24 protein-coding genes and 1 other RNA gene are annotated in these 23,458 nt (G+C 61.4%); 13 read left to right on the plus strand and 12 right to left on the minus strand.

Annotation, left to right across the window (positions count from 1 at the left end; all coding sequences use genetic code 11):
* The first annotated feature begins 13 nt into the window (after positions 1–13).
* Positions 14–2,230, plus strand: coding sequence for a polyphosphate kinase 1 (gene ppk1, locus J3P81_RS01045; protein WP_434561685.1), 2,217 nt, complete (start codon positions 14–16; stop codon positions 2,228–2,230).
* A gap of 182 nt (positions 2,231–2,412) precedes the next feature.
* Here the strand turns inward: ppk1 and ppx are convergent, their stop codons facing one another.
* From ppx to J3P81_RS01070, 5 genes are all read right to left on the minus strand, one after another.
* Positions 2,413–3,915, minus strand: coding sequence for an exopolyphosphatase (gene ppx / locus J3P81_RS01050; RefSeq protein WP_420765120.1), 1,503 nt, complete (start codon positions 3,913–3,915; stop codon positions 2,413–2,415).
* Positions 3,916–4,034: 119 nt separating this feature from the next.
* Positions 4,035–4,769, minus strand: coding sequence for an amino acid ABC transporter ATP-binding protein (locus J3P81_RS01055; RefSeq protein WP_420765119.1), 735 nt, complete (start codon positions 4,767–4,769; stop codon positions 4,035–4,037).
* Positions 4,756–5,406 (minus strand): amino acid ABC transporter permease, encoded by a 651-nt coding sequence (locus J3P81_RS01060; RefSeq protein WP_420765118.1) that lies wholly within the window; start codon positions 5,404–5,406, stop codon positions 4,756–4,758. Before J3P81_RS01060 ends, J3P81_RS01055 begins: the two co-directional genes overlap by 14 nt.
* Entirely contained in the window at positions 5,403–6,071 is a 669-nt protein-coding gene (locus tag J3P81_RS01065; RefSeq protein WP_420765117.1) for an amino acid ABC transporter permease, read from the minus strand. The genes J3P81_RS01060 and J3P81_RS01065 overlap by 4 nt, the downstream gene beginning before the upstream one ends.
* 21 nt (positions 6,072–6,092) lie before the next feature.
* On the minus strand, positions 6,093–6,878 hold the full coding sequence (locus tag J3P81_RS01070; protein WP_434561687.1) for a transporter substrate-binding domain-containing protein: 786 nt from the start codon (positions 6,876–6,878) through the stop codon (positions 6,093–6,095).
* A gap of 254 nt (positions 6,879–7,132) precedes the next feature.
* Here J3P81_RS01070 and J3P81_RS01075 point away from each other — a divergent pair, with 254 nt between their 5' ends.
* From J3P81_RS01075 to J3P81_RS01100, 6 genes are all read left to right on the plus strand, one after another.
* The gene (locus tag J3P81_RS01075) at positions 7,133–7,840 is read left to right on the plus strand and encodes a FadR/GntR family transcriptional regulator (protein ID WP_434561689.1); all 708 of its coding nucleotides are present in this window, start codon (positions 7,133–7,135) and stop codon (positions 7,838–7,840) included.
* Between the two features lie 121 nt (positions 7,841–7,961).
* Positions 7,962–8,291, plus strand: a complete 330-nt coding sequence (trxA, locus tag J3P81_RS01080) for a thioredoxin TrxA (protein WP_003206727.1) — start codon at positions 7,962–7,964, stop codon at positions 8,289–8,291.
* A gap of 240 nt (positions 8,292–8,531) precedes the next feature.
* Complete coding sequence (gene rho / locus J3P81_RS01085; RefSeq protein WP_003206716.1) at positions 8,532–9,791, plus strand: transcription termination factor Rho; 1,260 nt, start codon at positions 8,532–8,534, stop codon at positions 9,789–9,791.
* Between the two features lie 120 nt (positions 9,792–9,911).
* Entirely contained in the window at positions 9,912–11,378 is a 1,467-nt protein-coding gene (gene ubiD, locus J3P81_RS01090) for a 4-hydroxy-3-polyprenylbenzoate decarboxylase (RefSeq protein ID WP_434561691.1), read from the plus strand.
* Positions 11,378–12,346: a CDP-6-deoxy-delta-3,4-glucoseen reductase gene (locus J3P81_RS01095; RefSeq protein ID WP_434561693.1), complete on the plus strand. Its 969-nt coding sequence runs from the start codon at positions 11,378–11,380 to the stop codon at positions 12,344–12,346. Before ubiD ends, J3P81_RS01095 begins: the two co-directional genes overlap by 1 nt.
* 307 nt (positions 12,347–12,653) lie before the next feature.
* On the plus strand, positions 12,654–13,322 hold the full coding sequence (locus J3P81_RS01100) for a gamma-glutamylcyclotransferase (RefSeq protein ID WP_434561695.1): 669 nt from the start codon (positions 12,654–12,656) through the stop codon (positions 13,320–13,322).
* Here J3P81_RS01100 and glpT read toward each other — a convergent pair.
* Complete coding sequence (gene glpT / locus J3P81_RS01105; RefSeq protein ID WP_434561697.1) at positions 13,298–14,647, minus strand: glycerol-3-phosphate transporter; 1,350 nt, start codon at positions 14,645–14,647, stop codon at positions 13,298–13,300. The genes J3P81_RS01100 and glpT overlap by 25 nt on opposite strands.
* Before the next feature lie 219 nt (positions 14,648–14,866).
* The gene (locus J3P81_RS01110; RefSeq protein ID WP_420765110.1) at positions 14,867–15,844 is read right to left on the minus strand and encodes an NADPH:quinone oxidoreductase family protein; all 978 of its coding nucleotides are present in this window, start codon (positions 15,842–15,844) and stop codon (positions 14,867–14,869) included.
* Positions 15,845–15,994: 150 nt separating this feature from the next.
* On the opposite strand from J3P81_RS01110, the gene J3P81_RS01115 reads away from it, so the two are divergent.
* Complete coding sequence (locus tag J3P81_RS01115; RefSeq protein WP_420765109.1) at positions 15,995–16,402, plus strand: flagellar basal body-associated protein FliL; 408 nt, start codon at positions 15,995–15,997, stop codon at positions 16,400–16,402.
* Between the two features lie 135 nt (positions 16,403–16,537).
* Here the strand turns inward: J3P81_RS01115 and J3P81_RS01120 are convergent, their stop codons facing one another.
* On the minus strand, positions 16,538–16,990 hold the full coding sequence (locus J3P81_RS01120; RefSeq protein WP_434561699.1) for an EVE domain-containing protein: 453 nt from the start codon (positions 16,988–16,990) through the stop codon (positions 16,538–16,540).
* Positions 16,991–17,185: 195 nt separating this feature from the next.
* On the opposite strand from J3P81_RS01120, the gene J3P81_RS01125 reads away from it, so the two are divergent.
* Entirely contained in the window at positions 17,186–17,332 is a 147-nt protein-coding gene (locus J3P81_RS01125) for a hypothetical protein (protein ID WP_420765107.1), read from the plus strand.
* A gap of 39 nt (positions 17,333–17,371) precedes the next feature.
* Here J3P81_RS01125 and J3P81_RS01130 read toward each other — a convergent pair whose 3' ends face one another.
* From J3P81_RS01130 to J3P81_RS01145, 4 genes are all read right to left on the minus strand, one after another.
* Positions 17,372–17,974: a 5-formyltetrahydrofolate cyclo-ligase gene (locus J3P81_RS01130; protein WP_420765106.1), complete on the minus strand. Its 603-nt coding sequence runs from the start codon at positions 17,972–17,974 to the stop codon at positions 17,372–17,374.
* Positions 17,975–18,091: 117 nt separating this feature from the next.
* Positions 18,092–18,271: non-coding RNA, 6S RNA (ssrS, locus tag J3P81_RS01135), on the minus strand.
* Between the two features lie 30 nt (positions 18,272–18,301).
* On the minus strand, positions 18,302–18,619 hold the full coding sequence (locus J3P81_RS01140; protein ID WP_039590276.1) for a cell division protein ZapA: 318 nt from the start codon (positions 18,617–18,619) through the stop codon (positions 18,302–18,304).
* Entirely contained in the window at positions 18,616–18,825 is a 210-nt protein-coding gene (locus J3P81_RS01145; RefSeq protein ID WP_030138125.1) for a TIGR02449 family protein, read from the minus strand. Before J3P81_RS01145 ends, J3P81_RS01140 begins: the two co-directional genes overlap by 4 nt.
* 129 nt (positions 18,826–18,954) lie before the next feature.
* Between J3P81_RS01145 and J3P81_RS01150 the strand changes: the two genes are divergently transcribed.
* The 4 genes from J3P81_RS01150 (at position 18,955) to J3P81_RS01165 (ending at position 23,334) form a co-directional block, all read left to right on the plus strand.
* Complete coding sequence (locus tag J3P81_RS01150; RefSeq protein ID WP_420765105.1) at positions 18,955–19,509, plus strand: YecA family protein; 555 nt, start codon at positions 18,955–18,957, stop codon at positions 19,507–19,509.
* A 27-nt stretch (positions 19,510–19,536) separates the two neighbouring features.
* Positions 19,537–20,871, plus strand: a complete 1,335-nt coding sequence (gene pepP, locus J3P81_RS01155) for a Xaa-Pro aminopeptidase (protein WP_434561701.1) — start codon at positions 19,537–19,539, stop codon at positions 20,869–20,871.
* Positions 20,868–22,055 (plus strand): 2-octaprenyl-6-methoxyphenyl hydroxylase, encoded by a 1,188-nt coding sequence (gene ubiH, locus J3P81_RS01160; RefSeq protein ID WP_434561703.1) that lies wholly within the window; start codon positions 20,868–20,870, stop codon positions 22,053–22,055. Before pepP ends, ubiH begins: the two co-directional genes overlap by 4 nt.
* A gap of 61 nt (positions 22,056–22,116) precedes the next feature.
* Entirely contained in the window at positions 22,117–23,334 is a 1,218-nt protein-coding gene (locus J3P81_RS01165) for a 2-octaprenyl-3-methyl-6-methoxy-1,4-benzoquinol hydroxylase (RefSeq protein ID WP_434564068.1), read from the plus strand.
* The last annotated feature ends 124 nt before the right edge of the window (positions 23,335–23,458 follow it).

Genomic DNA, 23,458 nt, shown 5'->3' on the forward strand with positions numbered 1-23,458 from the left:
CCAGGAACTTGCGATGAATACCGAAGGACTCACAGAAGTTGCCGTAAAAGACGCTCAACCCGTGGTCGAGCCAGTCGCCGAAACGCCACCGGAGCTGGAACCGGCCCCGGCTGCCGCGCCCGAGCCGGCCCCAGCGCCGGCGATTGCGGTGCCCAACCTGGATGACAGCAGTCTGTACATCCATCGTGAGCTGTCGCAACTGCAATTCAACATCCGCGTCCTTGAACAGGCGCTGGATGAGTCCTACCCACTGCTGGAGCGGCTGAAATTCCTGCTGATCTTCTCCAGCAACCTGGACGAGTTCTTCGAGATTCGCGTCGCCGGGCTGAAAAAGCAGATCACCTTCGCCCGCGAGCAGGCAGGTGCCGACGGCCTGCAACCGCACCAGGCCCTGGCGCGCATCAGCGAACTGGTGCACGGTCATGTCGATCGCCAGTACGCGATCCTCAACGACATCCTGTTGCCGGAGCTGGAAAAGCACCAGGTGCGCTTCATCCGTCGCCGCTACTGGACCACCAAGCTCAAGACCTGGGTACGCCGTTACTTCCGTGACGAAATCGCTCCGATCATCACCCCGATCGGCCTCGACCCGACTCACCCGTTCCCATTGCTGGTGAACAAGAGCCTGAACTTCATCGTCGAGCTGGAAGGCATCGACGCCTTTGGCCGTGATTCCGGCCTGGCGATCATTCCGGCGCCACGCCTGTTGCCGCGGATCATCCGCGTGCCGGAAGACGTCGGCGGCCCGGGCGACAACTATGTGTTCCTGTCGTCGATGATCCATGCCCACGCCGATGACCTGTTCCAGGGCATGAAGGTGAAGGGCTGCTACCAATTCCGCCTGACCCGCAACGCCGACCTGTCGGTGGACACCGAGGATGTAGAAGACCTGGCCCGCGCCCTGCGCGGCGAGTTGTTCTCCCGTCGCTATGGCGATGCGGTGCGCCTGGAAGTGGCCGATACCTGTCCGAAACACCTGTCCGACTACCTGCTCAAGCAGTTCAACCTGCATGAGACCGAGCTGTACCAGGTCAATGGTCCGGTGAACCTGACGCGGCTGTTCAGCATCACCGGCCTGGACAGCCATCCGGAGCTGCAATATTCGCCGTTTACACCGCAGATCCCGAAACTGCTGCAAAACAGCGAAAACATTTTCAGTGTCGTCAGCAAGCAGGACATCCTGCTGTTGCACCCCTTCGAGTCGTTCACCCCGGTGGTCGACTTGCTGCGCCAGGCCGCCAAGGATCCACATGTCCTGGCGGTGCGCCAGACGCTGTACCGCAGTGGCGCCAACTCCGAGATCGTCGATGCCCTGGTGGACGCGGCGCGAAACGGCAAGGAGGTCACGGCGGTGATCGAATTGCGCGCGCGCTTCGATGAAGAGTCCAACCTGCAACTGGCCAGCCGTCTGCAAGCGGCCGGTGCGGTGGTGATTTACGGCGTGGTGGGCTTCAAGACCCACGCCAAGATGATGCTCATCCTGCGGCGCGAGGCCGGCGAGATCGTGCGCTACGCCCACTTGGGCACCGGCAACTACCACGCGGCCAACGCCCGCCTGTACACCGACTACAGCTTGCTGACGTCCGACGACGCCTTGTGTGAAGACGTCGGCAAGTTGTTCAGCCAGTTGATCGGCATGGGCAAGACGTTGCGGATGAAGAAGCTGCTGCATGCACCGTTCACCCTCAAGAAGGGCATGCTCGACATGATCGCCCGGGAAACCCAGTTCGCCCTGGACGGCAAGCCTGCGCACATCATCGCCAAGTTCAACTCGTTGACCGATCCGAAAGTCATCCGTGCGTTGTACAAGGCCAGCCAGTCGGGCGTGCGCATCGACCTGGTGGTGCGTGGCATGTGCTGCCTGCGGCCGGGTATCCCGGGGGTGTCCCATAACATCCACGTGCGCTCGATCATCGGGCGTTTCCTGGAGCACACGCGGGTGTTCTATTTCCTCAATGATGGCGAAGAGCAGATGTTTCTTTCCAGTGCCGACTGGATGGAGCGCAACCTCGACAAGCGCGTCGAGACCTGCTTCCCGGTGGAGGGCAAGAAGCTGATCCTGCGGGTCAAGAAAGAGCTGGAGAGTTACCTCACCGACAACACTCACAGCTGGAGCTTGCAGTCGGACGGCCGCTACATCCGCAACACACCGACCGGCAACCAGAACCCGCGCAGCGCCCAGGCGACTTTGCTGGAGCGCTTGAGCAGCCCGGTGTTGGCGGTTAGTTAAAGCCCGGAGTAGATTGGTTTTTCGTGGCGAGGGAGCTTGCTCCCGCTGGGCTGCGTGAAGCAGCCCCGAAGCCATTCAGCTCGGTGGGTCAGGAAAAATTCCATTTCAGGCAGATCCTGCGGCTGCTGCGCAGCCGAGCGGGAGCAAGCTCCCTCGCCACGGGGGAGCTTGCTGTGTGCCGATCAGTGGATGTTCAGCAAAATCCCCACCCGCGTCAGCCATTCGGCTTCCTGGGCAAAGTCCGCCTGGGTCAGTTGGTTCTCGTCCAGCCAGCCTTCGGGGAATATCACATCCAACTGATCGCCGTCGGCGTGCAGGGTAACCTGGGGCATTTGCTGGGTGCCGCGGATGTGGTGGAACAGGATCGCGAAGCGCAACAGCACGCACAGGCGAATCAGCTTGATGCCGTCATCGCCGAATTCGGCGAATTTGTCCTTGGGAATATTGCGTCGATGACCACGTACCAATAGCGCCAGCATTTGCTGGTCTTCGCGTGAGAAACCCGCCAGGTCGGAGTGCTCGATCAGGTAGGCGCCGTGCTTGTGGTAATGGTAGTGGGCGATGTCCAGGCCCACTTCATGCACCTTGGCGGCCCAACCCAGCAGTTCGCGCCAAACGCCGTCGTTCAGGTCCCAATCGTCGGCCACCTGGTCGAAGGCATGCAGCGCCTTGCGCTCGACCCGCGCCGCCTGCTCCTGGTCGACGTGATAACGCTCCATGAGCGAGCCCAGGGTGCGTTCGCGCACGTCTTCGTGATGATGCCGCCCGAGCAAGTCGTAGAGCACGCCCTCACGCAGGGCGCCTTCGCAATGGTCCATGCGCTGCAATTCGAGCGCGTCGAAGATCGCCTCGAGGATCGCCAGTCCCGCCGGGAAAATCGCCCGGCGATCAGGCTTGATGCCCTCGAAGTCGATCTTGTCCGAATCGCCGAGCTTGAACACCTTGCGCTTGAGCCAGGCCAGGCCCTCGGCGTTGACTTCACCGGTGCCGTGGCCGCCAGCCTTGAGCGCCAGGCCGATGGCGCGGATGGTCCCCGAGGAGCCGATGGCTTCGTCCCAGGTCAACCGGTGCAAGGCATGTTCGATGCTCATGATTTCCAGGCGTGCCGCCGTGTAGGCCTGGGCATAGCGGGCCGGGGTGATCTTGCCGTCGCGGAAATAACGCTGGGTGTAGCTGACGCAACCCATCTGGAGGCTTTCGCGCAACAGCGGTTCGAAGCGCTGGCCGATGATGAACTCGGTGCTGCCACCGCCAATGTCCGCCACCAGGCGTTTGCCGGGGGTATCAGCCAGGGTGTGGGAAACGCCGAGGTAGATCAGGCGGGCCTCTTCACGGCCGGAAATGACTTCCACCGGATGGCCGAGGATCGCTTCGGCGCGATGGATGAACTCGCCACGGTTGCGCGCCTCGCGCAGGGCGTTGGTGCCCACGATCCGCACCGCGCCCAAGGGCATGCCGTTGATCAACTGGGCGAATCGCTTGAGGCAATCGAGCCCGCGTTGGATGGACTCCTCGCTCAACCTGCGTTCTTCGTCGATCCCGGCGGCCAGCTGAACCTTTTCACCGAGCCGCTCAAGAATGCGGATTTCCCCGTTCTGGGCCTTCGCGACGACCATATGGAAGCTGTTGGAGCCCAGGTCGATAGCGGCGATCAGGGACAGATTCTTGGCTTGGGATGGCGGCATGGTCAGAGAGTCTCGGTCGATAACCTTGCCATCCTGCCACGATCGACCGCCTACGCCAACGCACCTGATCCAAACCCTTGATCCAGAGCCATTCACAGAGTGTTCTTTGGCAGTAAAAATCAGGCAGGCTCCACCGTCCCGATGAAGTTCGCCAGCTCCGCCGTCTGCGGATCGGCGAACAGCAACTTGGGATCACCCACCTCGTGCACCTTGCCCTGATGCATGAACACCAGTTTGTCGCCCACTTCCCGGGCGAAACGCATTTCATGGGTGACCATGATCAGTGTCATGCCTTCCTTGGCCAGTTGCCGCACTACGCTGAGCACTTCGTTGACCAGCTCTGGGTCCAGCGCCGAGGTGATTTCATCGCAAAGCAAGACTTTCGGCGACATCGCCAAGGCACGGGCGATCGCCACCCGTTGCTGCTGCCCGCCAGACAAGCGGTCGGGGAAGGCGTCGAATTTTTCGCCGAGCCCGACCCGTTCGAGCATCTGGCGGGCCAGTTCCACCGCCTTGGCCTTGGGCACTTTTTGTACAACCTGCGGCGCGAGCATGACGTTTTCGCCGACGGTCAGGTGCGGGAACAGATTGAACTGCTGGAACACCATCCCGACTTTCTGCCGCAGGCTGCGCAGGTCGGCGCGGGCCGCGTCGAGGTATTCGCCGTCCACTTCGATTACGCCGTCGTTGATCGATTCCAGGCCATTGAGGGTGCGCAGCAGGGTGGATTTGCCCGAGCCGCTGCGACCGATGATCGCCACCACCTGGCCTTCTTCGATACTCAGGTCGATGCCTTTGAGCACATGGTGATCGCCGTAGTATTTATGCAGGGCGGAAATTCTAAGCAGAGGCATGCAGTCTCCTTTCCAGGTAGCGCGCGCTGAGGGACAGGGGGTAGCAAAGGAGGAAGTAACCGAGGGCGACCAGGCCATACACCATGAACGGCTCGAACGTGGCGTTGGCGAGCATGCCGCCGGTCTTGGTCAGTTCGGTAAAACCGATGATCGACGTCACGGCCGTGCCCTTGACCACCTGCACGGAAAAGCCCACGGTCGGCGCCACGGCGATGCGCAGGGCCTGGGGCAGGATCACGTAGCGCAACTGCTCCAACGGGTTGAGGGCCAGGCTCGCGGAGGCTTCCCATTGGCCGTTGGCAATCGAGTCGACACAACCGCGCCAGATCTCCGCCAGGTAAGCGCTGGTGAACAGCGTCAGGGCAATCGCCGCCGCCATCCACGGCGAAATCTCCACCCCGGCCAGGGCCACGCCGAAGAACACCAGGAACAATTGCATCAACAGCGGCGTGCCTTGGAACAGCTCGATATACGTGCGGGCAATGTTGCGGGGCAGGGCGCGTTTGGAGATGCGCAGCACCATCACCAACAAGCCGACCACACCACCGCCGATAAACGCCACCAGCGAAAGCGCCAGAGTCCATTGCAGGCCGGTGAGCAGGTTGCGCACCACGTCCCAGAACGTGAAATCGCTCATTGGCTGCTCCTGGCGATGTAGCGACGCCCGACCCAATTCAGGAACTGGCGGATCAGCAGTGCCATGCACAGGTAGATCAGCGTCGTCAGTGCGTAGGTTTCAAAGGCGCGGAAATTGCGCGATTGGATGAAGTTGGCGGCGAAACTCAGCTCTTCGGTGGCGATCTGCGAACAGACCGCCGAGCCGAGCATCACGATGATGATCTGGCTGCTCAAGGCCGGCCAGACCTTGCCCAGCGCCGGCAGCAGCACCACGTGGCGGAACGCTTCGAAGCGGCTCATCGCCAACGCCGCGGCGGCTTCCAGTTGCCCTCGTGCAATGGCCTGGATACCGGCCCGGATGATCTCGGTGGAATACGCCCCCAGGTTGATCACCATCGCCAGCACCGCCGCTTGCCACTCGGAAATCTGCAAGCCAAGGGACGGCAAGCCGAAGAAAATGAAAAACAGTTGGACCAGGAACGGCGTGTTGCGGATCAGCTCCACGTACACGCCAAAGATCGCCGCGAACGGACGGATATTCCACGCCCGCACCACCGCGCCGACGATGCCCAGGCCAACCCCGAGCAACGCGCCGATGGCTGTCAGTTCCACGGTGAACAGCGCACCGCGCAACAGCAGCTCGGTGTTTTGCACCACCGGCAGAAAATCGAACTGGTAAGCCATGCTCAGCCTCTCAAAGGACGATCAGAGATCGGCCGGCAGCGGTTGCTTGAGCCAGGTCTGCGCGTTCTTTTCCAGGCTTCCGTCCGTCTTGGCGGTGGCGAGAATCTGGTTGACCTTGTCCAGCAACGCCGGCTCGTTCTTGTTCACGCCCACGTAGACCGGAGAATCCTTGAGTTTCACTTTCAGCGCCGGGACGCGCTTGGGGTTGCGCTCGCTGATGGCGACCATCACCACGTTGCCGCTGGCGATCAGGTCCACCTGACCGGCCAGGTAGGCGGCGATCGTCGAGTTGTTGTCTTCGAAACGCTTGATGGTGGCGCCTTCGGGGGCGACCTTGGTCAACTCGATGTCCTCGATAGCGCCACGGGTGACGCTGATGGTCTTGCCCTTGAGGTCGTCCAGGCCGGTGATTGCGGCATCGGGCGGCCCGAACACGGCGAGGTAGAAGGGCGCATAGGCGCTGGAGAAATCGATGACCTTCTCACGCTCCGGATTCTTGCCCAGGCTGGAAATCACCAGGTCGACCTTGCCTGTGGTCAGGAAAGGGATGCGGTTGGTGCTGTTGACCGGCGTCAATTCCAGCTTGACCTTGAGCTGGTCGGCCAGCAGTTTCGCCGTGTCGATATCCAGGCCGCGCGGCTTCATGTCCGGGCCGACCGAACCGAACGGTGGAAAATCCTGGGGCACCGCGACCTTCAGCGTGCCGCGTTTTACCACGTCTTCCAGGCCATCGGCGTGGGCGGGCAATTGGCAAAGCATCAGGCTGGCAAACAGGGCAGTGAGCAGGACGCTGCAACGCTGGATCATGGTGAATCTCCGCGGTCGATGGTGTGATTTCTCCGATCGGACACAGCACAGGGCATGCCAAACCGGGCGTCTGTCCGCCAAAGCCACGGTTTTGCAGGCACCGGTCGGTCTGACTGGTCTGAACAGTTGGGTGGTTTTTCGCACCGTTATCGAGCGTCGCTTCGGGCGGCCGAACCCCGCTGGGGCACGACTTGCCGGGGGCTTCGAATAGCTTTACAACTAGCCGCTCATTCGTCCGGGTTGTCTGGAAAACCATGAATTCCATCGCTCGTGCCGTGCCTGAAGTGGCGCTGCAAGCCATCCGCAAACTCATCGTCGACGAAGGCTTCGGCCCGGGCGATGCGCTGCCCTCTCAACGGGACCTGGCCTTGCAACTGGGGGTCAGCCGGGCGTCTCTGCGCGAGGCGCTGTCATCGTTGAGCGCCCTGGGGTTGGTCAGCGTCCAACCGGGTAGGGGCGTTTTCGTCCAGGGAGCAGCGCAGGTCGCGCGCGACGACTCGACAGCGCGCTGGCCGTTCGCCGCCCAGGCCTCGCCAGTGGATATCTTCCAGCTGCGCTATGCCCTTGAAGGTTTCGCGGCCGGATTGGCGGCCGTGACGTTGAGCGCCGATGAACTCGACGCACTGGATGACAACGTCGAGGCCATGCGCCGCGAATTGAAGGCCGGGGAGTTCGACGCAGCGGCACAACTGGATTTCGAATTTCACCGGCGCATTCTGCTGGCCAGCGGCAACCAGGCGATGTTGAGCATTCTCACCGCCAGCGCCGATATCTTTCTGGAGAGTCAGAAGCTACCGTTCATCAGGGCGGAGCGGGCGATGGAAACGTGGCAGGAACACCGCAAGATCCTTCGCGCCCTGGCCCGTCGCGCATCGGTTTCGGCGCACAAAACCATGCAAGAACATGTACGTAATGCTGCGTTGCGCACCGGTATTTCCTTTATCGCCCCGACCGCTTCCTGACGTGGGCCATACGTAAACCCATCGGTCACCATAGGGAGACTCAATCAACTGCGGCTTCCTGAACCTGGGAAGGGCAGCTATGATGGGCCACGTTTTTTTGCTGATTACCCCGGAGATTTCCATGAGCAGCGATCTGATCAAACACGTTAGCGACGCTAGCTTCGAAGCTGACGTACTCAAAGCCGAAGGCGCAGTGCTGGTCGACTATTGGGCTGAGTGGTGCGGTCCTTGCAAAATGATCGCTCCGGTCCTGGACGAAATTGCCGAGACCTACAAGGGCAAGCTGACCGTTGCCAAGCTGAACATCGACGAAAACCAGGAAACCCCGGCCAAGCATGGCGTGCGTGGCATTCCGACCCTGATGCTGTTCAAGAACGGCAACGTCGAAGCCACCAAGGTCGGCGCGCTGTCGAAGTCGCAACTGGCCGCGTTCCTCGACGCCAACATCTAAGCGTCGAATGCCTTGCCAAAAGCCCCGCAAATCGCGGGGCTTTTTCGTTATCCGGGGCTAGACGCTCGCAAATCCAGGTGTTACATTCGGCCCCGCACTGGTTTCTCCATTGCCCCCTGCAAGCCGTCGCCGACGCTCTCCTTTCGAATAAGTACGCGATCCTGTCGCCTTCTCCGCGGCGCGGCCTCATTAAGCCAAAAGCTTAATTTTCCCCTCCATAAATGATTACGTCATTCCTATATGAATCTGACTGAACTCAAGCAAAAGCCGATTACCGAACTGCTCGAATTGGCCGAACAGATGGGCATAGAAAATATGGCCCGTTCGCGCAAGCAGGACGTGATTTTCTCCCTGCTCAAGAAGCACGCGAAAAGCGGCGAGGAAATCTCCGGTGATGGCGTGCTGGAGATTCTCCAGGACGGCTTCGGCTTCCTCCGCTCCGCAGACGCTTCCTATCTCGCCGGCCCGGACGATATCTACGTCTCGCCGAGCCAGATCCGTCGCTTCAACTTGCGCACCGGTGACACCATCGTTGGCAAGATCCGCCCTCCTAAGGAAGGCGAGCGTTACTTCGCACTGCTCAAGGTCGACACCATCAACTTCGACCGTCCGGAAAACGCGAAGAACAAGATTCTCTTCGAGAACCTGACTCCGCTGTTCCCGACCGTGCGCATGAAGATGGAAGCCGGCAACGGTTCCACCGAAGACCTCACCGGTCGTGTCATCGACCTGTGCGCACCTATCGGCAAGGGCCAGCGTGGCCTGATCGTGGCGCCGCCGAAGGCGGGCAAGACGATCATGCTGCAGAACATCGCGGCCAACATCGCCCGTAACAACCCTGAAGTCCACCTGATCGTGTTGCTGATCGATGAGCGTCCGGAAGAAGTGACCGAGATGCAGCGCACCGTGCGCGGCGAAGTGGTTGCCTCGACGTTCGACGAGCCGCCGACCCGTCACGTGCAGGTTGCCGAAATGGTGATCGAGAAGGCCAAGCGCCTGGTCGAGCACAAGAAGGACGTGGTGATTCTGCTCGACTCCATCACCCGTCTGGCCCGTGCCTACAACACCGTCATCCCGAGTTCCGGCAAGGTACTGACCGGTGGTGTCGATGCCCATGCCCTGGAAAAGCCGAAGCGTTTCTTTGGCGCCGCGCGGAACATCGAAGAAGGCGGCTCGCTGACCATCATCGCCACCGCGCTGGTCGAAACCGGCTCGAAGATGGACGAAGTGATCTACGAAGAGTTCAAGGGTACCGGTAACATGGAACTGCCCCTGGACCGTCGCATCGCCGAGAAACGTGTATTCCCGGCCATCAACATCAACCGTTCCGGTACCCGTCGCGAAGAGTTGCTGACGGCCGATGACGAGTTGCAGCGCATGTGGATCCTGCGCAAGCTGCTGCATCCGATGGATGAAGTCGCGGCCATCGAGTTCCTGGTCGACAAGCTGAAAACGACCAAGACCAACGATGAGTTCTTCCTGTCGATGAAACGCAAGTAAATCGAGCAGGCCAGCAAGAGCCGGGGAAACCCGGCTTTTTGCTGTCCGTGCATTCACTATTCTGGACGGGCGGCGTTAAACTCGGGCCCCCGAACGCCACGGACACCATGAGGCTTTTGCATGCAGTATCGCGACTTGCGCGACTTTATCAGCGGTCTGGAACAGCGCGGCGAACTCAAGCGCATCCAGGTGCCGGTGTCACCCGTCCTGGAAATGACCGAGGTCTGCGACCGCACCCTGCGCGCAAAAGGCCCGGCGCTGCTGTTTGAAAACCCCACGGGTTATGACATTCCGGTGCTGGGCAACCTGTTTGGCACGCCGGAGCGCGTGGCCCTGGGCATGGGCGCCGAGGCGGTCAGCGAGCTGCGCGAGATTGGCAAGCTGCTGGCGTTCCTCAAGGAGCCCGAGCCGCCGAAAGGGCTGAAGGACGCTTGGTCCAAGCTGCCGATTTTCCGCAAGATCATTTCCATGGCGCCGAAGGTGGTCAAGGACGCGGTCTGCCAGGAAGTGGTGATCGAGGGTGACGAAGTCGACCTGGCCATGCTTCCGGTGCAGACCTGCTGGCCGGGCGACGTCGGGCCGCTGATCACCTGGGGCCTGACCGTCACCAAAGGCCCGAACAAGGACCGTCAGAACCTGGGTATCTACCGTCAGCAGGTGATTGGCCGCAACAAGGTCATCATGCGCTGGCTGAGCCATCGGGGCGGCGCGCTGGATTATCGGGAGTGGTGCGAAAAGCATCCCGGCCAGCCATTCCCGGTGTCGGTCGCTTTGGGCGCCGATCCGGCGACCATCCTCGGCGCTGTCACGCCCGTGCCCGACAGCCTCTCCGAATATGCGTTTGCCGGCCTGCTGCGCGGCAACCGTACGGAGCTGGTGAAGTGCCGGGGCAACGATTTGCAAGTGCCGGCCACCGCAGAAATCATCCTTGAAGGCGTGATCCACCCCGGCGAAATGGCCGATGAAGGTCCCTACGGCGATCACACCGGTTATTACAACGAGGTAGACAGCTTCCCGGTGTTCACTGTCGAGCGCATCACTCACCGGATCAAGCCGATCTACCACAGCACCTACACCGGTCGTCCGCCTGATGAGCCGGCGATTCTTGGCGTGGCGCTGAACGAAGTGTTCGTGCCGATCCTGCAGAAGCAGTTTCCGGAAATCACCGATTTCTACTTGCCGCCCGAAGGTTGTTCCTATCGCATGGCCGTGGTGACGATGAAGAAGTCGTATCCTGGGCACGCCAAGCGAGTGATGCTGGGCGTCTGGTCGTTTTTACGACAGTTCATGTACACCAAGTTCGTTATCGTCACCGACGACGATATCAACGCACGGGATTGGAACGACGTGATCTGGGCCATCACGACGCGCATGGACCCCAAGCGCGACACGGTGATGATCGAGAACACGCCGATCGACTACCTCGACTTCGCCTCGCCGGTATCCGGCCTCGGGTCGAAGATGGGGCTCGATGCCACGCATAAATGGCCCGGTGAAACCACCCGCGAGTGGGGTCGGGTTATCGTCAAGGATGAAGCCGTTACCCAACGGATCGATGCCATTTGGAATCAGTTAGGAATAGATTGATGCGTGTAACCTTGCAGCCTTCCGGCGCGGTGCTGGAGATACAGCCGGCCGAGCGGATTCTCGACGGCGCGCGGCGCCTGGGCTACGACTGCCCCCAAAGCTGTCGTAATGGCAACTGCCATGTCTGTGGCGCATTGTTGGTGGAAGGTCGCGTGGAGCAGGCCGGTGAAGTGCGTGACCATGGCGAGATCTTCACGTGCATCGCCGAGCCGCTGGAGGACTGCGTGGTGTTGTGGGATGGCGTGTTGGCACCGGGCGAGCTGCCGGTGCGCAACCTGGCGTGCCAGGTCAGCGAATGCGTTGAAGTGGGCGGCGACGTCTGGCGGGTACGCTTGCGCGCGCCAGCGGGCAAACCGCCGCGCTACCACGCCGGGCAATACCTGTTGATCGAGCGCGACAACGGTGAAAAATCAGCCTTCTCCCTCGCTTCGGCGCCGCACTCGGGGCGCGACCTGCAACTACACGTGCTGGTGCGCGAAAGCAGTGCGCAAAAGCTCCTGGAGCAACTGCAGCGCAACCCCAATGTGCGCATCGAGATGCCGTTTGGCGACACCCACCTGTCCGAGCTTCCTGACGGTCCGCTCGTGCTGATCGCTGCCGGGACCGGCATGGCGCAGATGCACAGCTTGATCGAGCACTGCCGCGCGGCGGGCTTCAAGCACCCGGTGCATCTGTATTGGGGCGTACGGCGACCGGAAGATTTCTACGAAATCGAGCATTGGGACGAATGGAAAAAACTGCCGAACCTGTTCCTGCATAAAGTCGTCAGCGACTTGTGTGGCTGGGAAGGGCGCTGCGGGATGCTCCATGAGGCGGTGTGTGAGGACATCAGCGACCTTTCTGGTGTGCACGTCTACGCCAGCGGCTCGCCGGCCATGATCTATGCCACCCTCGACGCCCTGGTGGAAGCCGGCATGGACGCTCACCAGATGCGCGCCGATGTGTTTGCGTATGCGCCAAGGGCTTGACCCAACCGAGCCTTGAGCTGTGCCGTTGTGGCGAGGGAGCTTGCTCCCGCTGGACCGGTCCGACGCCTCGGGCGAAGCAGTCCCAAAAGAGGCGGTCGCTGCGCAACCGAGCGGGAGCAAGCTCCCTCGCCACAAAAGCCCTGATCGCCCTCGATATAACTTCATATATTGCGTTTCGGTATTTAGTTGGCCGGCCAGATACCGATAACGTATATAGCGTCGGGCTGGCATTTAACTTGCCTCGCTCCTCACGAACGTCAACACACTGGCGTCCCTTTATTTTCTGAGAAGCCAACCGCTAACGGCCATGACCGCTATCGAATCCGCCATTACCTGCGCCCTGTACCCGCCACGACTCGAGCTGGGTGCGCAGCTGACCCATGAACAACTACTCGCCTCGATGCGATTGACCATGAGTCTCCACCAGGGCGGTCCGGTCTGGTTGTTCGCGTACGGTTCATTGATCTGGCGGCCGGAATGCACGGCGGTGGAGCGCGTGCGCGGTCGGGTCCATGGCTACCATCGCGGTTTATACCTGTGGTCCCACGAACATCGCGGCACTCCGGAGTTGCCAGGGTTGGTGTTCGGACTGGATCGCGGCGGTTCGTGCAGCGGTTTCGCCTACCGGCTGCCGGAGGAAAACCTCGAGGATTCGCTGTTCGCGTTGTGGCAGCGGGAAATGCCGGTGCCGTCCTATCGCCCGCACTGGCTCAGTTGCCGTCTCGAGGGTGGCAATCGGGTGCAAGCCCTGGGCTTCGTGCTGGAGCGACACCTGCCCAGCTATGCCGGCAACCTGCCGGACCATGTGCTGAGCCAAGTGTTTGAAAGCGCTTGCGGGCGTTACGGCACCACTCGCGATTATGTCGAGCAGACCGTACACGCCCTGCGCAGCCACGCCATGCCAGACCGAAATCTGGAGGCGCGGCTCAAGCGCTGCCAATCAATGTGGGATCAGGCGACCGCTTCGCGGCTCTGACTGGCGATCTGCTTGTGCCACAAGGTTGGCGCAAGGAACGCCATCGCCAGCAGACAAGCGCCGACCAGCAGTACAAAACCGCCGTCCCAGCCGAAATGGTCGACGGTATAGCCCATGGCGGCGCTGGCCGCGACCGAACCACCCAGGTACCCGAACAGGCCGGTGAAACCGGCGGCGGTGCCGGCGGCTTTTTTCGGCGCCAGTTCCAATGCCTGCAAGCCGATCAGCATGACTGGGCCATAGATCAGGAAGCCGATGGATACCAGGGCAATCATATCGACGGTCGGGTTGCCGGCCGGGTTCAGCCAGTACACCAGGGTGGCCACGGTCACCAGGGCCATGAATACCATGCCGGTCAGGCCACGATTGCCACGGAAGATCTTGTCCGACATCCAGCCACACAGCAGCGTGCCGGGGATACCGGCCCATTCGTAGAAGAAGTAGGCCCAGGAGCTTTTGTCCACGGTGAAGCCCTTGGCTTCCTTCAGGTAGGTCGGCGCCCAGTCCAGCACCCCGTAGCGCAGCAGGTAGACGAAGACGTTAGCCATGGCGATGTACCAGAGCATCTTGTTGCGCAGCACGTACTTGACGAAAATTTCCTTGGCGCTGAATTCCTTTTCGTGGCTGTCGTCGTAGCCTTCCGGATAATCGTCCTTGTACTTCTCGATCGGCGGCAGGCCCACCGATTGCGGGGTGTCGCGCATGGTCGCGAAGGCAAACACCGCAACGGCAAGTGCTACGGTAGCGGGCACATAGAATGCCGCATGCCAGTCATTGAACCAGCCCATGCCCAGCAGGAACAACGGGCCGATAAGGCCGCCGCCGACGTTGTGCGCCACGTTCCACACCGACACCACGCCGCCGCGTTCCTTCTGCGACCACCAGTGCACCATGGTCCGTCCGCTCGGCGGCCAGCCCATGCCTTGTGCCCAGCCGTTGATGAACAGCAGGATGAACATGATCGTCACGCTGGACGTCGCCCAGGGCGCAAAACCGAAAATGAACATCACGCCGGCTGATACCAGCAAGCCGAATGGCAGGAAATAGCGGGGGTTCGAGCGGTCGGACACCAGGCCCATCAAGAACTTCGACAAGCCATAGGCAATCGCGATGGCCGACATGGCCAGGCCGAGTTGGCCACGGGTGTAGCCCTCGTCGATGAGGTAGGGCATGGCTAGGGAGAAGTTCTTGCGCAGCAGGTAGTAACCGGCATAGCCGATGAAAATCCCCGCGAAAATTTGCCAGCGAAGGCGTCGGTAGGTGCTGTCTATTTTTTCTTCAGGCAGGGTTGCCTGATGTGCGGCGGGTCGAAAGAAAGCAAACATTCAAGTGCTCCAGAATTCTTGTTTTGACTGCGGATGCGAATGTTACAGTTTCGTTACCGAAAATAGCATTGGTTCGAATCAGCAAAACAGTGGAAATGCTGGATTTGGCATGTTCTTTTATGAACATGTCGCTCAGATATAAATGAAGGGCGTTGCGGGAATGGCGAAGCCGGGTCGTAGGGCTTCGACCCGGTACAGATGAAAGAGAATCGCAGCCAATCAGCGAACCTGCACCACCACCTTGCCGACCGCCTTGCGCTGCCCCAAGTCATTGATCGCCTGGGCGGCATCGTCCAGCGGGTAGACCTGCGACACCAGCGGCTTGAGCTTGCCTTCGGCGAACCAGCCGAACAGCTGCTGGAAGTTGGCGGCGTTGTCCTGGGGCTGGCGCTGGGCGAAGGAGCCCCAGAACACACCGACCACCGAGGCGCCCTTGAGCAAGGCCAGGTTCACCGGCAATTCGGGAATGCGCCCGCTGGCAAAGCCAACCACCAACAACCGGCCGTTCCAGGCGATGGCGCGCACGGCCTGGTCGAACAGGTCGCCGCCCACCGGGTCGTAGATGACATCGGCGCCCTGGCCGTCGGTGAGGCGCTTGATTTCGTCCTTCAGGCTGGTTTCGTTGTAGTTGATCAACTCGTCAGCACCGGCGGCCTTTGCCACGGCGAGTTTTTCCGCGCTGCTGGCGGCCGCGATGACTCGCGCACCCATGGCCTTGCCGATTTCCACCGCCGCCAGGCCGACCCCGCCGGAGGCACCGAGCACCAGCAGGGTTTCTCCGGGCTTCAGGTTGGCGCGCTGCTTGAGGGCGTGCATCGACGTGCCGTAGGTCATGCTGAACGCGGCCGCGGTGTTGAAATCCATGGCGGAGGGAATCGGCAGCACGTTGTAGCCCGGTACCGCTACTTGCTCGGCGAAGCTGCCCCAGCCGGTCAGGGCCATGACCCGATCACCGACTTTCAGGTGGCTGACCTTTTCCCCTACTTCGCTGATGACCCCGGCAGCTTCGCCACCCGGGGAAAACGGGAAGGGCGGCTTGAACTGATATTTGCCCTCGATGATCAGCGTGTCAGGAAAATTCACCCCGGCGGCGTGCACATCCAGCAACACTTCATTCTTCTTTGCGACAGGGCTGGCGACGTCTTCCAGCACCAGCGATTCGGCGGGACCGAATTCTTTGCACAGCACGGCTTTCATCAGGGCTATTCCTTTGGGAGTGATGGCCGATAAGTGTAGGTGTGAGAGTCAACGGGTCAACGAGCATGCCCCGCCCTGATAGCCAGCCATAAGCTTGTGCTTGGACGGCGGGTCGGTATGCTGGGCCGCAAACCGGATGAGGAGTGGAATGTGAAAGCGTGGATGATGTTGATGCTGGCCCTGTCGCTGCCTGTGGCGGCGATGGCCGAAGAGAGCAAGGAAGGCGAGGCACCCAAGGTCAGTTACATCACGTTGAGCCCGCCGTTCGTGGGCAACTATGGGCTGGATGGTACGACCAAGCTGAAGGTCTACAAGGCTGACGTCGCCTTGCGCGTGACCGGCGATGCCGCCGCTGCGGCGGTGAAAGCGAACGAGCCGTTGATTCGCAACCAGTTGGTGGCGCTGTTCGCTCAGCAGACGACCGAGACCATGAACAACCTTGAAGCCAAGGAAAAGCTGCGTCAGGAAGCGTTGAAGCAGACCCAGCAAGTGATGAACGACGAGACCGGCAAGCCGATGGTTGAGGATCTGTTGTTCAACAACCTGATCATTCAATAAGTCTTGTGGTAACCAGGCGGGCCCTTTCGCGAGCAGGCTCGCTTCCACAGTGGATCTGCAGTGAACAGTGAGCAACCGAGATTCCCTGTGGGAGCGGGCTTGCTCGCGATGGTGGCCTACCGGACAGCGAATCACTCAAGGCTTCAGAGCAACCACCGCCGCCCATTGCTCCGCCGTCACCGGCATCACTGACAGTCGCGAGCCTTTCTGCACCAGCGGCATTTCTGCCAGGGCGGTCTGTTGCTTGAGGTGGTCGAGCTTCAGGACGTGGCGGAACGTTTCGACATGGGCCACGTCGATCGCGGTCCAGGGGTTTTTCTCCGGGCTGGCCTTGGCGTCGAAGTAGTGGCTGTCAGGCTCCAGCGCCGTGGGATCGGGGTAGGCGGCCTTGATGATTTTTCCGGTGCCCGCGATGCCAGGCTCCGGGCAGCTGGAGTGATAGAAAAAAAATAAATCGCCTTCTGCCATGGCGCGCAGGAAATTGCGTGCCTGATAGTTGCGAACTCCGTCCCAGCGAGCTTGGCCGAGCTTTTCCAAGCCCTGGATGGACAATTCGTCGGGCTCGGATTTCATCAGCCAATAAGCCATGATTTCTACTCCTGGGCGATATAGTTAAAAATAGTTCAGCGATTTTATGACAAACCGACAGTCGGTTGACGCCAGAGTTTGCGTGTGGGTCCGGGTTATCGCAAAATGCCGGCCTTCCAAGCTTGACGCTGCTGCACGGCCAATAAGAAAACCGCTGCTGTCATCGTGTGTGATATGCCTTGAGGGGGGCAATCGATGAAACGCAAACCGGATTTGTTGTGGATACTGGTCATTCTGTTCGGCCTGGGTGTCGTGACCACGGGTTACGCCCAGAGCTTGTGGAGCAGCAAGAACGATGTTCCGATGAACATCGCCCAGCCTGCCCCATCGCTCAAGCGCTGAGCGCTTTCTTTCAGGCGCCGCTGATTCCGGTGGCGCCTATCATGCGATGTACCAACGCCTGTCGCTGACTGTTCCTTGCAGCGGCACGTCCCAGCTTGCCTGTACCAATCGCTCGACCCGTTGGCATTCGTGGGCCAGCCCCAGCAAGGTCGGCTTGCGCCATTGTTTGCGGCGCGACAGATACGCCAGGCTGCGATCGTAGAATCCCCCGCCCATGCCCAGCCGACCCCCGGCATCGTCAAACCCGACCAGCGGCAACAGCACCAGGTCCAACGTCCAGACCTTGCGTTGCCGGGCTATATTCTTGCGTGGTTCCGGGATGCGAAAGCGATTGGGCTGCATCTTCTCGCCGGGATGGATTCGCTGGAAAACCATTTTCGTCTGCGGCCATGGGCTGAGCACCGGCAGGTACGTCGCCTTGCCCCGACGCTGGGCCGCGCGCAGTAGCAGGCGTGGATCGATCTCGCCGTCGTTGGGCAGGTACAGGGCGATGTGTCGCGCGCGGCGAAACAGCGGGTGCTGGGCCAGTTGCCGGTAGAGGCCTTGGGCGGCGTCCCGTTGCTGGGCCGGGGTCAGGGAGCGACGCGCCTGGCGCAGCAGGCGGCGAAGTTGCGGGCGGGTCGGCAACGCAGGTTCGGTCATATCGAGGTTTCCGAGGCGGTGGCATCGAAACAGCGTAACTGCAAACAACGGCGCCAGAAATGCCAAACGCCAGAAACGACAATGCCAGTCATGATGACTGGCATTGTTTCGAGAATCAGGCTCCCCGGATGAACCGCTGTCGGCTTAGCCCTTGAACCCGAAAGTTCAAGGTGGAAGTTGCAGGAGGCGTTAAGGCTTTCCGTCAAGCGGACATGCACACCGGCCCCAACGTGCAACCCCCGTGGTTGTGCGTATCGGCTCAGGGACATCACCAACTGGCAAGCACCCCAGGGAGTGACGCAAGTATACCCCAGGCAGCCTCGCGAATCAGCCCTTGCTGACGTCCGGATCGGTGGCCAGTACCAAATCCACTCGATCCAGCAGGTCGCGGACTTGTTCGCGGGTCGAGCCGCTGACCTGTACGTCCGGCGTATCCTGGCGGTGCAGCAGGTCGTGGGTGATGTTCAAGGCGGCCATCACGGCGATGCGATCGGCGCCGATGACTTTGCCGCTGCTGCGGATCTCGCGCATCTTGCCGTCCAGGTAACGGGCGGCACTCACCAGGTTGCTACGCTCTTCCTGGGGGCAGATGATCGAATATTCTTTATCGAGGATCTGCACGGTAACGCTATTGCTTGAACTCATGAGTCTTGCTCCAGGGCCTTGAGGCGCGAAATCATCGATTCGACCTTACGCCGGGCGATTTCGTTTTTTTCAATGAGGTGCGCGCGTTCCTCGCGCCAGGTTTTTTCCTGAGCTAATAGGAGTCCGTTTTGGCTCTTAAGTTGCTCGACCCGTTCAATTAGCAGCTCGAGTCTGGCCATCAGCGCTTGCAGGTCGGTGTCTTCCATTGTGTCCACTGAAGATTGTGTCTGATGGGGGATAAAGGTCGCACAGCCTTTAATGGTCTTGGCGAGTCTGTCGATGTAGGATACAAGGCCTCCATTCTAGACATAGCGCCGTCTGGCGCCTAGCTGCCCATGCCCATTCAGAATTCCCCGTATCAAGCGTTCGCCACCCTGCTGAGCACCAGCGGTCATCCTGTCTCGCCCGCCGAACTCCACGGCCTGTTGCTTGGCCGCAGCTGCGCCGGCGCCGGCTTCGAGGCCGACGGCTGGTTGGCCGACGCCGCCGAGCTGCTCGAAGGCGAGCCGGCGGACAACGTGCGTAATGCGCTCATCGGCCTGCAGGAAATGGTCAAGGGCGAGCTGACCAGCGATGACATGACCGTCGTCCTGCTGCTGCCGACTGACGATGCGCCGCTGAGCGAGCGCGCCGCTGCGCTGGGCCAGTGGTGCCAGGGCTTTCTCGCCGGTTTCGGCCTGACCCGCCGCGAATATGCCCTGAGCGATGAAGCGAAGGAAGTCCTGCAGGACCTGGCGGCGATCTCCCAGGTACAGGATGCCCTGGAAGAGTCCGACGACGGCGAAAGCGACTATATGGAAGTGATGGAGTACCTGCGGGTCGCGCCTCTGCTCCTGTTCACCGAGACCAAGAAGACCGCTGAACCGGCCGCCAAACCGTCCTTGCACTGATCGCTTGAAAGGGAACACCGTCTGCCCATGATTCATATCCCGAAGTCGGAATACAGCCGTCGCCGCAAGGCCCTGATGGCGCAGATGGAGCCCAACAGTATCGCAATCCTGCCCGCCGCCGCCGTTGCGATTCGCAACCGCGACGTCGAGCATGTCTATCGCCAGGACAGTGATTTCCAATACCTGAGCGGCTTTCCCGAGCCGCAGGCCGTCATCGTGCTGATGCCCGGCCGGGCCCATGGCGAATACATCCTCTTCTGCCGCGAGCGCAATGCCGAGCGGGAAATGTGGGATGGCCTGCGTGCCGGCCAGGAGGGAGCGATCCGTGACTATGGCGCCGACGACGCGTTCCCCATCACCGACATCGACGACATCCTGCCGGGGCTGATCGAAGGCCGCGACCGGGTGTACTCGGCCATGGGCAGCAACCCGGAGTTCGATCGGCACCTGATGGAGTGGATCAACGTGATCCGCTCCAAGGCCCACCTCGGTGCCCAGCCGCCGAACGAATTCGTTGCCCTGGATCATTTGCTGCACGACATGCGCCTGTATAAATCGGCGGCGGAAGTGAAGGTGATGCGCGAAGCGGCGCGGATCTCCGCCCAGGCGCATATCCGGGCGATGCAGGCGGCGCGGCCTGGGCTGTATGAGTACAGCCTGGAAGCCGAGCTCGATTATGAGTTTCGCAAGGGCGGGGCAAAGATGCCGGCGTACGGTTCCATCGTCGCGGCGGGGCGCAACAGCTGCATTTTGCATTACCAGCAAAACGATGCCGTGCTCAAGGATGGCGACCTGGTGTTGATCGATGCCGGGTGCGAAATCGATTGTTATGCCAGCGATATCACCCGCACCTGGCCGGTCAGCGGGAAGTTTTCTGCCGAGCAGAAGGCGATCTACGAAGTAGTGCTGGCGGCCCAGGAAGCCGCATTTGCGCAAATCGCGCCGAACAAACATTGGAACCAGGCCCACGAGGCGACCGTCAGGGTAATTACCGAGGGGCTTGTCCGCCTGGGGCTGCTGGAAGGCGAAGTGGACGAACTGATCGCAAACGAAGCCCACCGGGCGTTCTACATGCACCGCGCCGGCCACTGGCTGGGAATGGATGTACACGATGTGGGCGAATACCGCGTGGGTGGCGAGTGGCGAGTGCTGGAGGTCGGAATGACTTTGACCGTCGAGCCGGGCATCTACATTGCCCCGGACAATCGCGGCGTAGCGAAGAAATGGCGCGGCATTGGCGTGCGCATCGAGGATGACGTGGTAGTGACCAAGACCGGTTGTGAAATCCTGACCCGCGGCGTACCGAAGACGGTCGCCGAAATCGAGGCCTTGATGGCCGCCGCACGGACTCAAGCGGCATGAACCGGGTCAACGTTGCAATCATCGGTGGCGGCCTGGTCGGCGCGAGCCTGGCGCTGGCGCTGCAAGCCGGTGCCAAGGCACGGGGTTGGAAGATCATGCTGATCGAGCCCTTCGCTCCCGGTGACGCCTGGCAGCCGAGCTACGATGCGCGCTCGTCGGCGCTTTCGTTCGGCGCGCGGCAAATTTATCAACGCTTGGGCCTGTGGCAGGAAGTTTCCCGCCGGGCCGAGCCGATCAAGCAGATCCACGTGTCCGACCGCGGGCGGTTTTCGACGGCGCGGTTGTCGGCCATGGAGGAGGGCGTGCCGGCCCTTGGCTACGTCGTGGAGAATGCCTGGCTCGGCCAATGCCTGTGGCAAGGCCTGGACAAGGATGTCGTCAGTTGGCGCTGCCCCGCGCAGGTCGCTCGGATGGAGCCGCAAATCGCGGGCTATCGCCTGACGCTGGACGACGAAACTGTCGTGGAATGCGACCTCGCGGTATTGGCCGACGGCGGTCGCTCCGGCCTGCGGGAGCAGATGGGGGTCGGGGTGCGCAATCGTCCCTACGACCAGAGCGCCTTGATTGCCAACATCACGCCCAGCGAAGCGCACAACGGCATGGCTTTCGAGCGCTTCACCGATGACGGCCCGATGGCGTTGTTGCCGCTGCCGGAAAATCGCTGTGCATTGGTCTGGACTCGCCAGGGCATGGATGCGCAACGACTCGCAGCCCTTGACGAGCGCAGCTTCCTCAGTGAATTGCAGAATGTGTTCGGCTATCGCCTGGGCACGCTGAAGCAAGTAGGCGCGCGTCATCTTTATCCATTGGCGCTGGTGGAAGCCGAGGAACAGGTGCGTCCGCACCTGGCCATCCTGGGCAATGCTGCCCACAGCTTGCATCCGATTGCCGGGCAAGGCTTCAACCTGTCCCTGCGTGACGCCCAGGCCTTGGCCGATACCTTGCTTGAGAGCGACAGCACGCCCGGCGACTTCACCGTATTGCAAGCCTATCGCGAGCGTCAGCGGATGGATCAGGCCTTGACCGTGGGCTTCTCCGACCGGGTGACGCGGCTGTTCAGCAGCGATCTGCCGCTGGTGTCCCTGGGCCGTAATCTCGGCCTGCTGGGCCTGGACCTGCTGCCGCCCGCCAAGCGCTGGTTCGCCCGTCAGGCCATGGGTTTGGGAACACGCCCTGATGCTTGATACGGATCATTCCTTTCACCGGCGGCTGATGTCGCCAGCAACACAGGCTTAAAGCATGGAATTGCGTGCAGATCTGTTGATTGTCGGTGCCGGCATGGTCGGCAGCGCCCTGGCGCTGGCGTTGCAGGGCAGTGGCCTGCAAGTGCTGCTGCTCGACGGCAGCCCGATGAGCGTCAAGCCCTTTGATGCCCAGGCCGCATTCGAGCCACGGGTCAGTGCCCTGTCGGCAGCCAGCCAACGGATCCTCGAACGCCTGGGTGTCTGGGACGGGATCACCGGCCGACGGGCCAGCCCATACACCGACATGCACGTCTGGGATGGCAGCGGCACGGGGCAGATTCACTTTTCCGCCGCCAGTCTGCATGCCGACGTGCTGGGGCATATCGTTGAAAACCGCGTCGTCCAGGACGCGCTGCTGGACCGACTGCACGATTGTGATTTAGGCCTGCTTGCCAACGCGCGCCTGGAGCAGATGCGCCGCTCAGGTGATGACTGGCTGCTGACGCTGGCCGACGGCCGTACCTTGCGCGCGCCGCTGGTGATTGCCGCTGACGGCGCGAATTCAGCCGTGCGTCGCCTGACCGGGGTGGCCACGCGGGAGTGGGATTACCTGCACCACGCTATTGTCACCAGCGTGCGTAGCGCCCGTCCTCATCGGACGACGGCTTGGCAGCGTTTCACCGACAACGGCCCGCTGGCGTTTCTGCCACTGGCCCGCGAGGGTCAGGAAGACTGGTGTTCGATCGTCTGGTCCACCACTCCCGATGAAGCGCAGCGCTTGATGGCTCTTGATGACACTGTGTTTTGCAACGAGCTGGAGCGTGCCTTCGAAGGCCAGCTCGGCACGGTACTGAGCGCCGACCCGCGCCTGTGCGTGCCACTGCGCCAGCGCCATGCCAAGCGCTATGTGGCCGAAGGGCTGGCACTGATCGGTGATGCCGCCCACACCATCCATCCGCTGGCCGGGCAGGGCGTGAACCTGGGCTTGCTGGATGCCGCCGTGCTGGCCGAAGTGCTGCTGCAAGCGGCTGGGCGTGGCGAACGCTTGGCTGACGTGAAGGTATTGAGCCGCTACGAGCGCCGCCGCATGCCCCACAACCTGGCGTTGATGGCGGCGATGGAAGGTTTCGAGCGGTTGTTCCAGGCTGATCCGTTGCCGGTTCGCTGGTTGCGCAACGCCGGTCTGAAGTTGGTGGACCGCCTGCCTGAAGCCAAGGCGTTGTTCGTGCGCGAGGCGCTGGGGTTGACCGGGGATTTGCCGGAACTGGCCAGGGCCTGAGAGGTGTGTCGGGCTCATGACCTCATCGCGAGCAGGCTCGCTCCCACAGGGTTATGTGAAAGCAAGTCAATGTGGGAGCGAGCCTGCTCGCGATGAGGCCGGAACCGCTACCTCGACCCCACCG

The organism is Pseudomonas sp. R1-6, assembly GCF_051132115.1.
Lineage (GTDB): Bacteria > Pseudomonadota > Gammaproteobacteria > Pseudomonadales > Pseudomonadaceae > Aquipseudomonas.

Bases quoted from the DNA above. Each gene is read 5' to 3' on its own strand.
- ppk1 (WP_434561685.1), top strand. From the start codon at position 14: ATGAATACCGAAGGACTCACAGAAGTTGCCGTAAAAGACGCTCAACCC.
- ppx (WP_420765120.1), bottom strand. From the start codon at position 3,915: ATGCCGCCATCCCAAGCCAAGAATCTGTCCCTGATCGCCGCTATCGAC.
- J3P81_RS01055 (WP_420765119.1), bottom strand. From the start codon at position 4,769: ATGCCTCTGCTTAGAATTTCCGCCCTGCATAAATACTACGGCGATCAC.
- J3P81_RS01060 (WP_420765118.1), bottom strand. From the start codon at position 5,406: ATGAGCGATTTCACGTTCTGGGACGTGGTGCGCAACCTGCTCACCGGC.
- J3P81_RS01065 (WP_420765117.1), bottom strand. From the start codon at position 6,071: ATGGCTTACCAGTTCGATTTTCTGCCGGTGGTGCAAAACACCGAGCTG.
- J3P81_RS01070 (WP_434561687.1), bottom strand. From the start codon at position 6,878: ATGATCCAGCGTTGCAGCGTCCTGCTCACTGCCCTGTTTGCCAGCCTG.
- J3P81_RS01075 (WP_434561689.1), top strand. From the start codon at position 7,133: ATGAATTCCATCGCTCGTGCCGTGCCTGAAGTGGCGCTGCAAGCCATC.
- trxA (WP_003206727.1), top strand. From the start codon at position 7,962: ATGAGCAGCGATCTGATCAAACACGTTAGCGACGCTAGCTTCGAAGCT.
- rho (WP_003206716.1), top strand. From the start codon at position 8,532: ATGAATCTGACTGAACTCAAGCAAAAGCCGATTACCGAACTGCTCGAA.
- ubiD (WP_434561691.1), top strand. From the start codon at position 9,912: ATGCAGTATCGCGACTTGCGCGACTTTATCAGCGGTCTGGAACAGCGC.
- J3P81_RS01095 (WP_434561693.1), top strand. From the start codon at position 11,378: ATGCGTGTAACCTTGCAGCCTTCCGGCGCGGTGCTGGAGATACAGCCG.
- J3P81_RS01100 (WP_434561695.1), top strand. From the start codon at position 12,654: ATGACCGCTATCGAATCCGCCATTACCTGCGCCCTGTACCCGCCACGA.
- glpT (WP_434561697.1), bottom strand. From the start codon at position 14,647: ATGTTTGCTTTCTTTCGACCCGCCGCACATCAGGCAACCCTGCCTGAA.
- J3P81_RS01110 (WP_420765110.1), bottom strand. From the start codon at position 15,844: ATGAAAGCCGTGCTGTGCAAAGAATTCGGTCCCGCCGAATCGCTGGTG.
- J3P81_RS01120 (WP_434561699.1), bottom strand. From the start codon at position 16,990: ATGGCTTATTGGCTGATGAAATCCGAGCCCGACGAATTGTCCATCCAG.
- J3P81_RS01125 (WP_420765107.1), top strand. From the start codon at position 17,186: ATGAAACGCAAACCGGATTTGTTGTGGATACTGGTCATTCTGTTCGGC.
- J3P81_RS01130 (WP_420765106.1), bottom strand. From the start codon at position 17,974: ATGACCGAACCTGCGTTGCCGACCCGCCCGCAACTTCGCCGCCTGCTG.
- J3P81_RS01140 (WP_039590276.1), bottom strand. From the start codon at position 18,619: ATGAGTTCAAGCAATAGCGTTACCGTGCAGATCCTCGATAAAGAATAT.
- J3P81_RS01145 (WP_030138125.1), bottom strand. From the start codon at position 18,825: ATGGAAGACACCGACCTGCAAGCGCTGATGGCCAGACTCGAGCTGCTA.
- J3P81_RS01150 (WP_420765105.1), top strand. From the start codon at position 18,955: ATGCCCATTCAGAATTCCCCGTATCAAGCGTTCGCCACCCTGCTGAGC.
- pepP (WP_434561701.1), top strand. From the start codon at position 19,537: ATGATTCATATCCCGAAGTCGGAATACAGCCGTCGCCGCAAGGCCCTG.
- ubiH (WP_434561703.1), top strand. From the start codon at position 20,868: ATGAACCGGGTCAACGTTGCAATCATCGGTGGCGGCCTGGTCGGCGCG.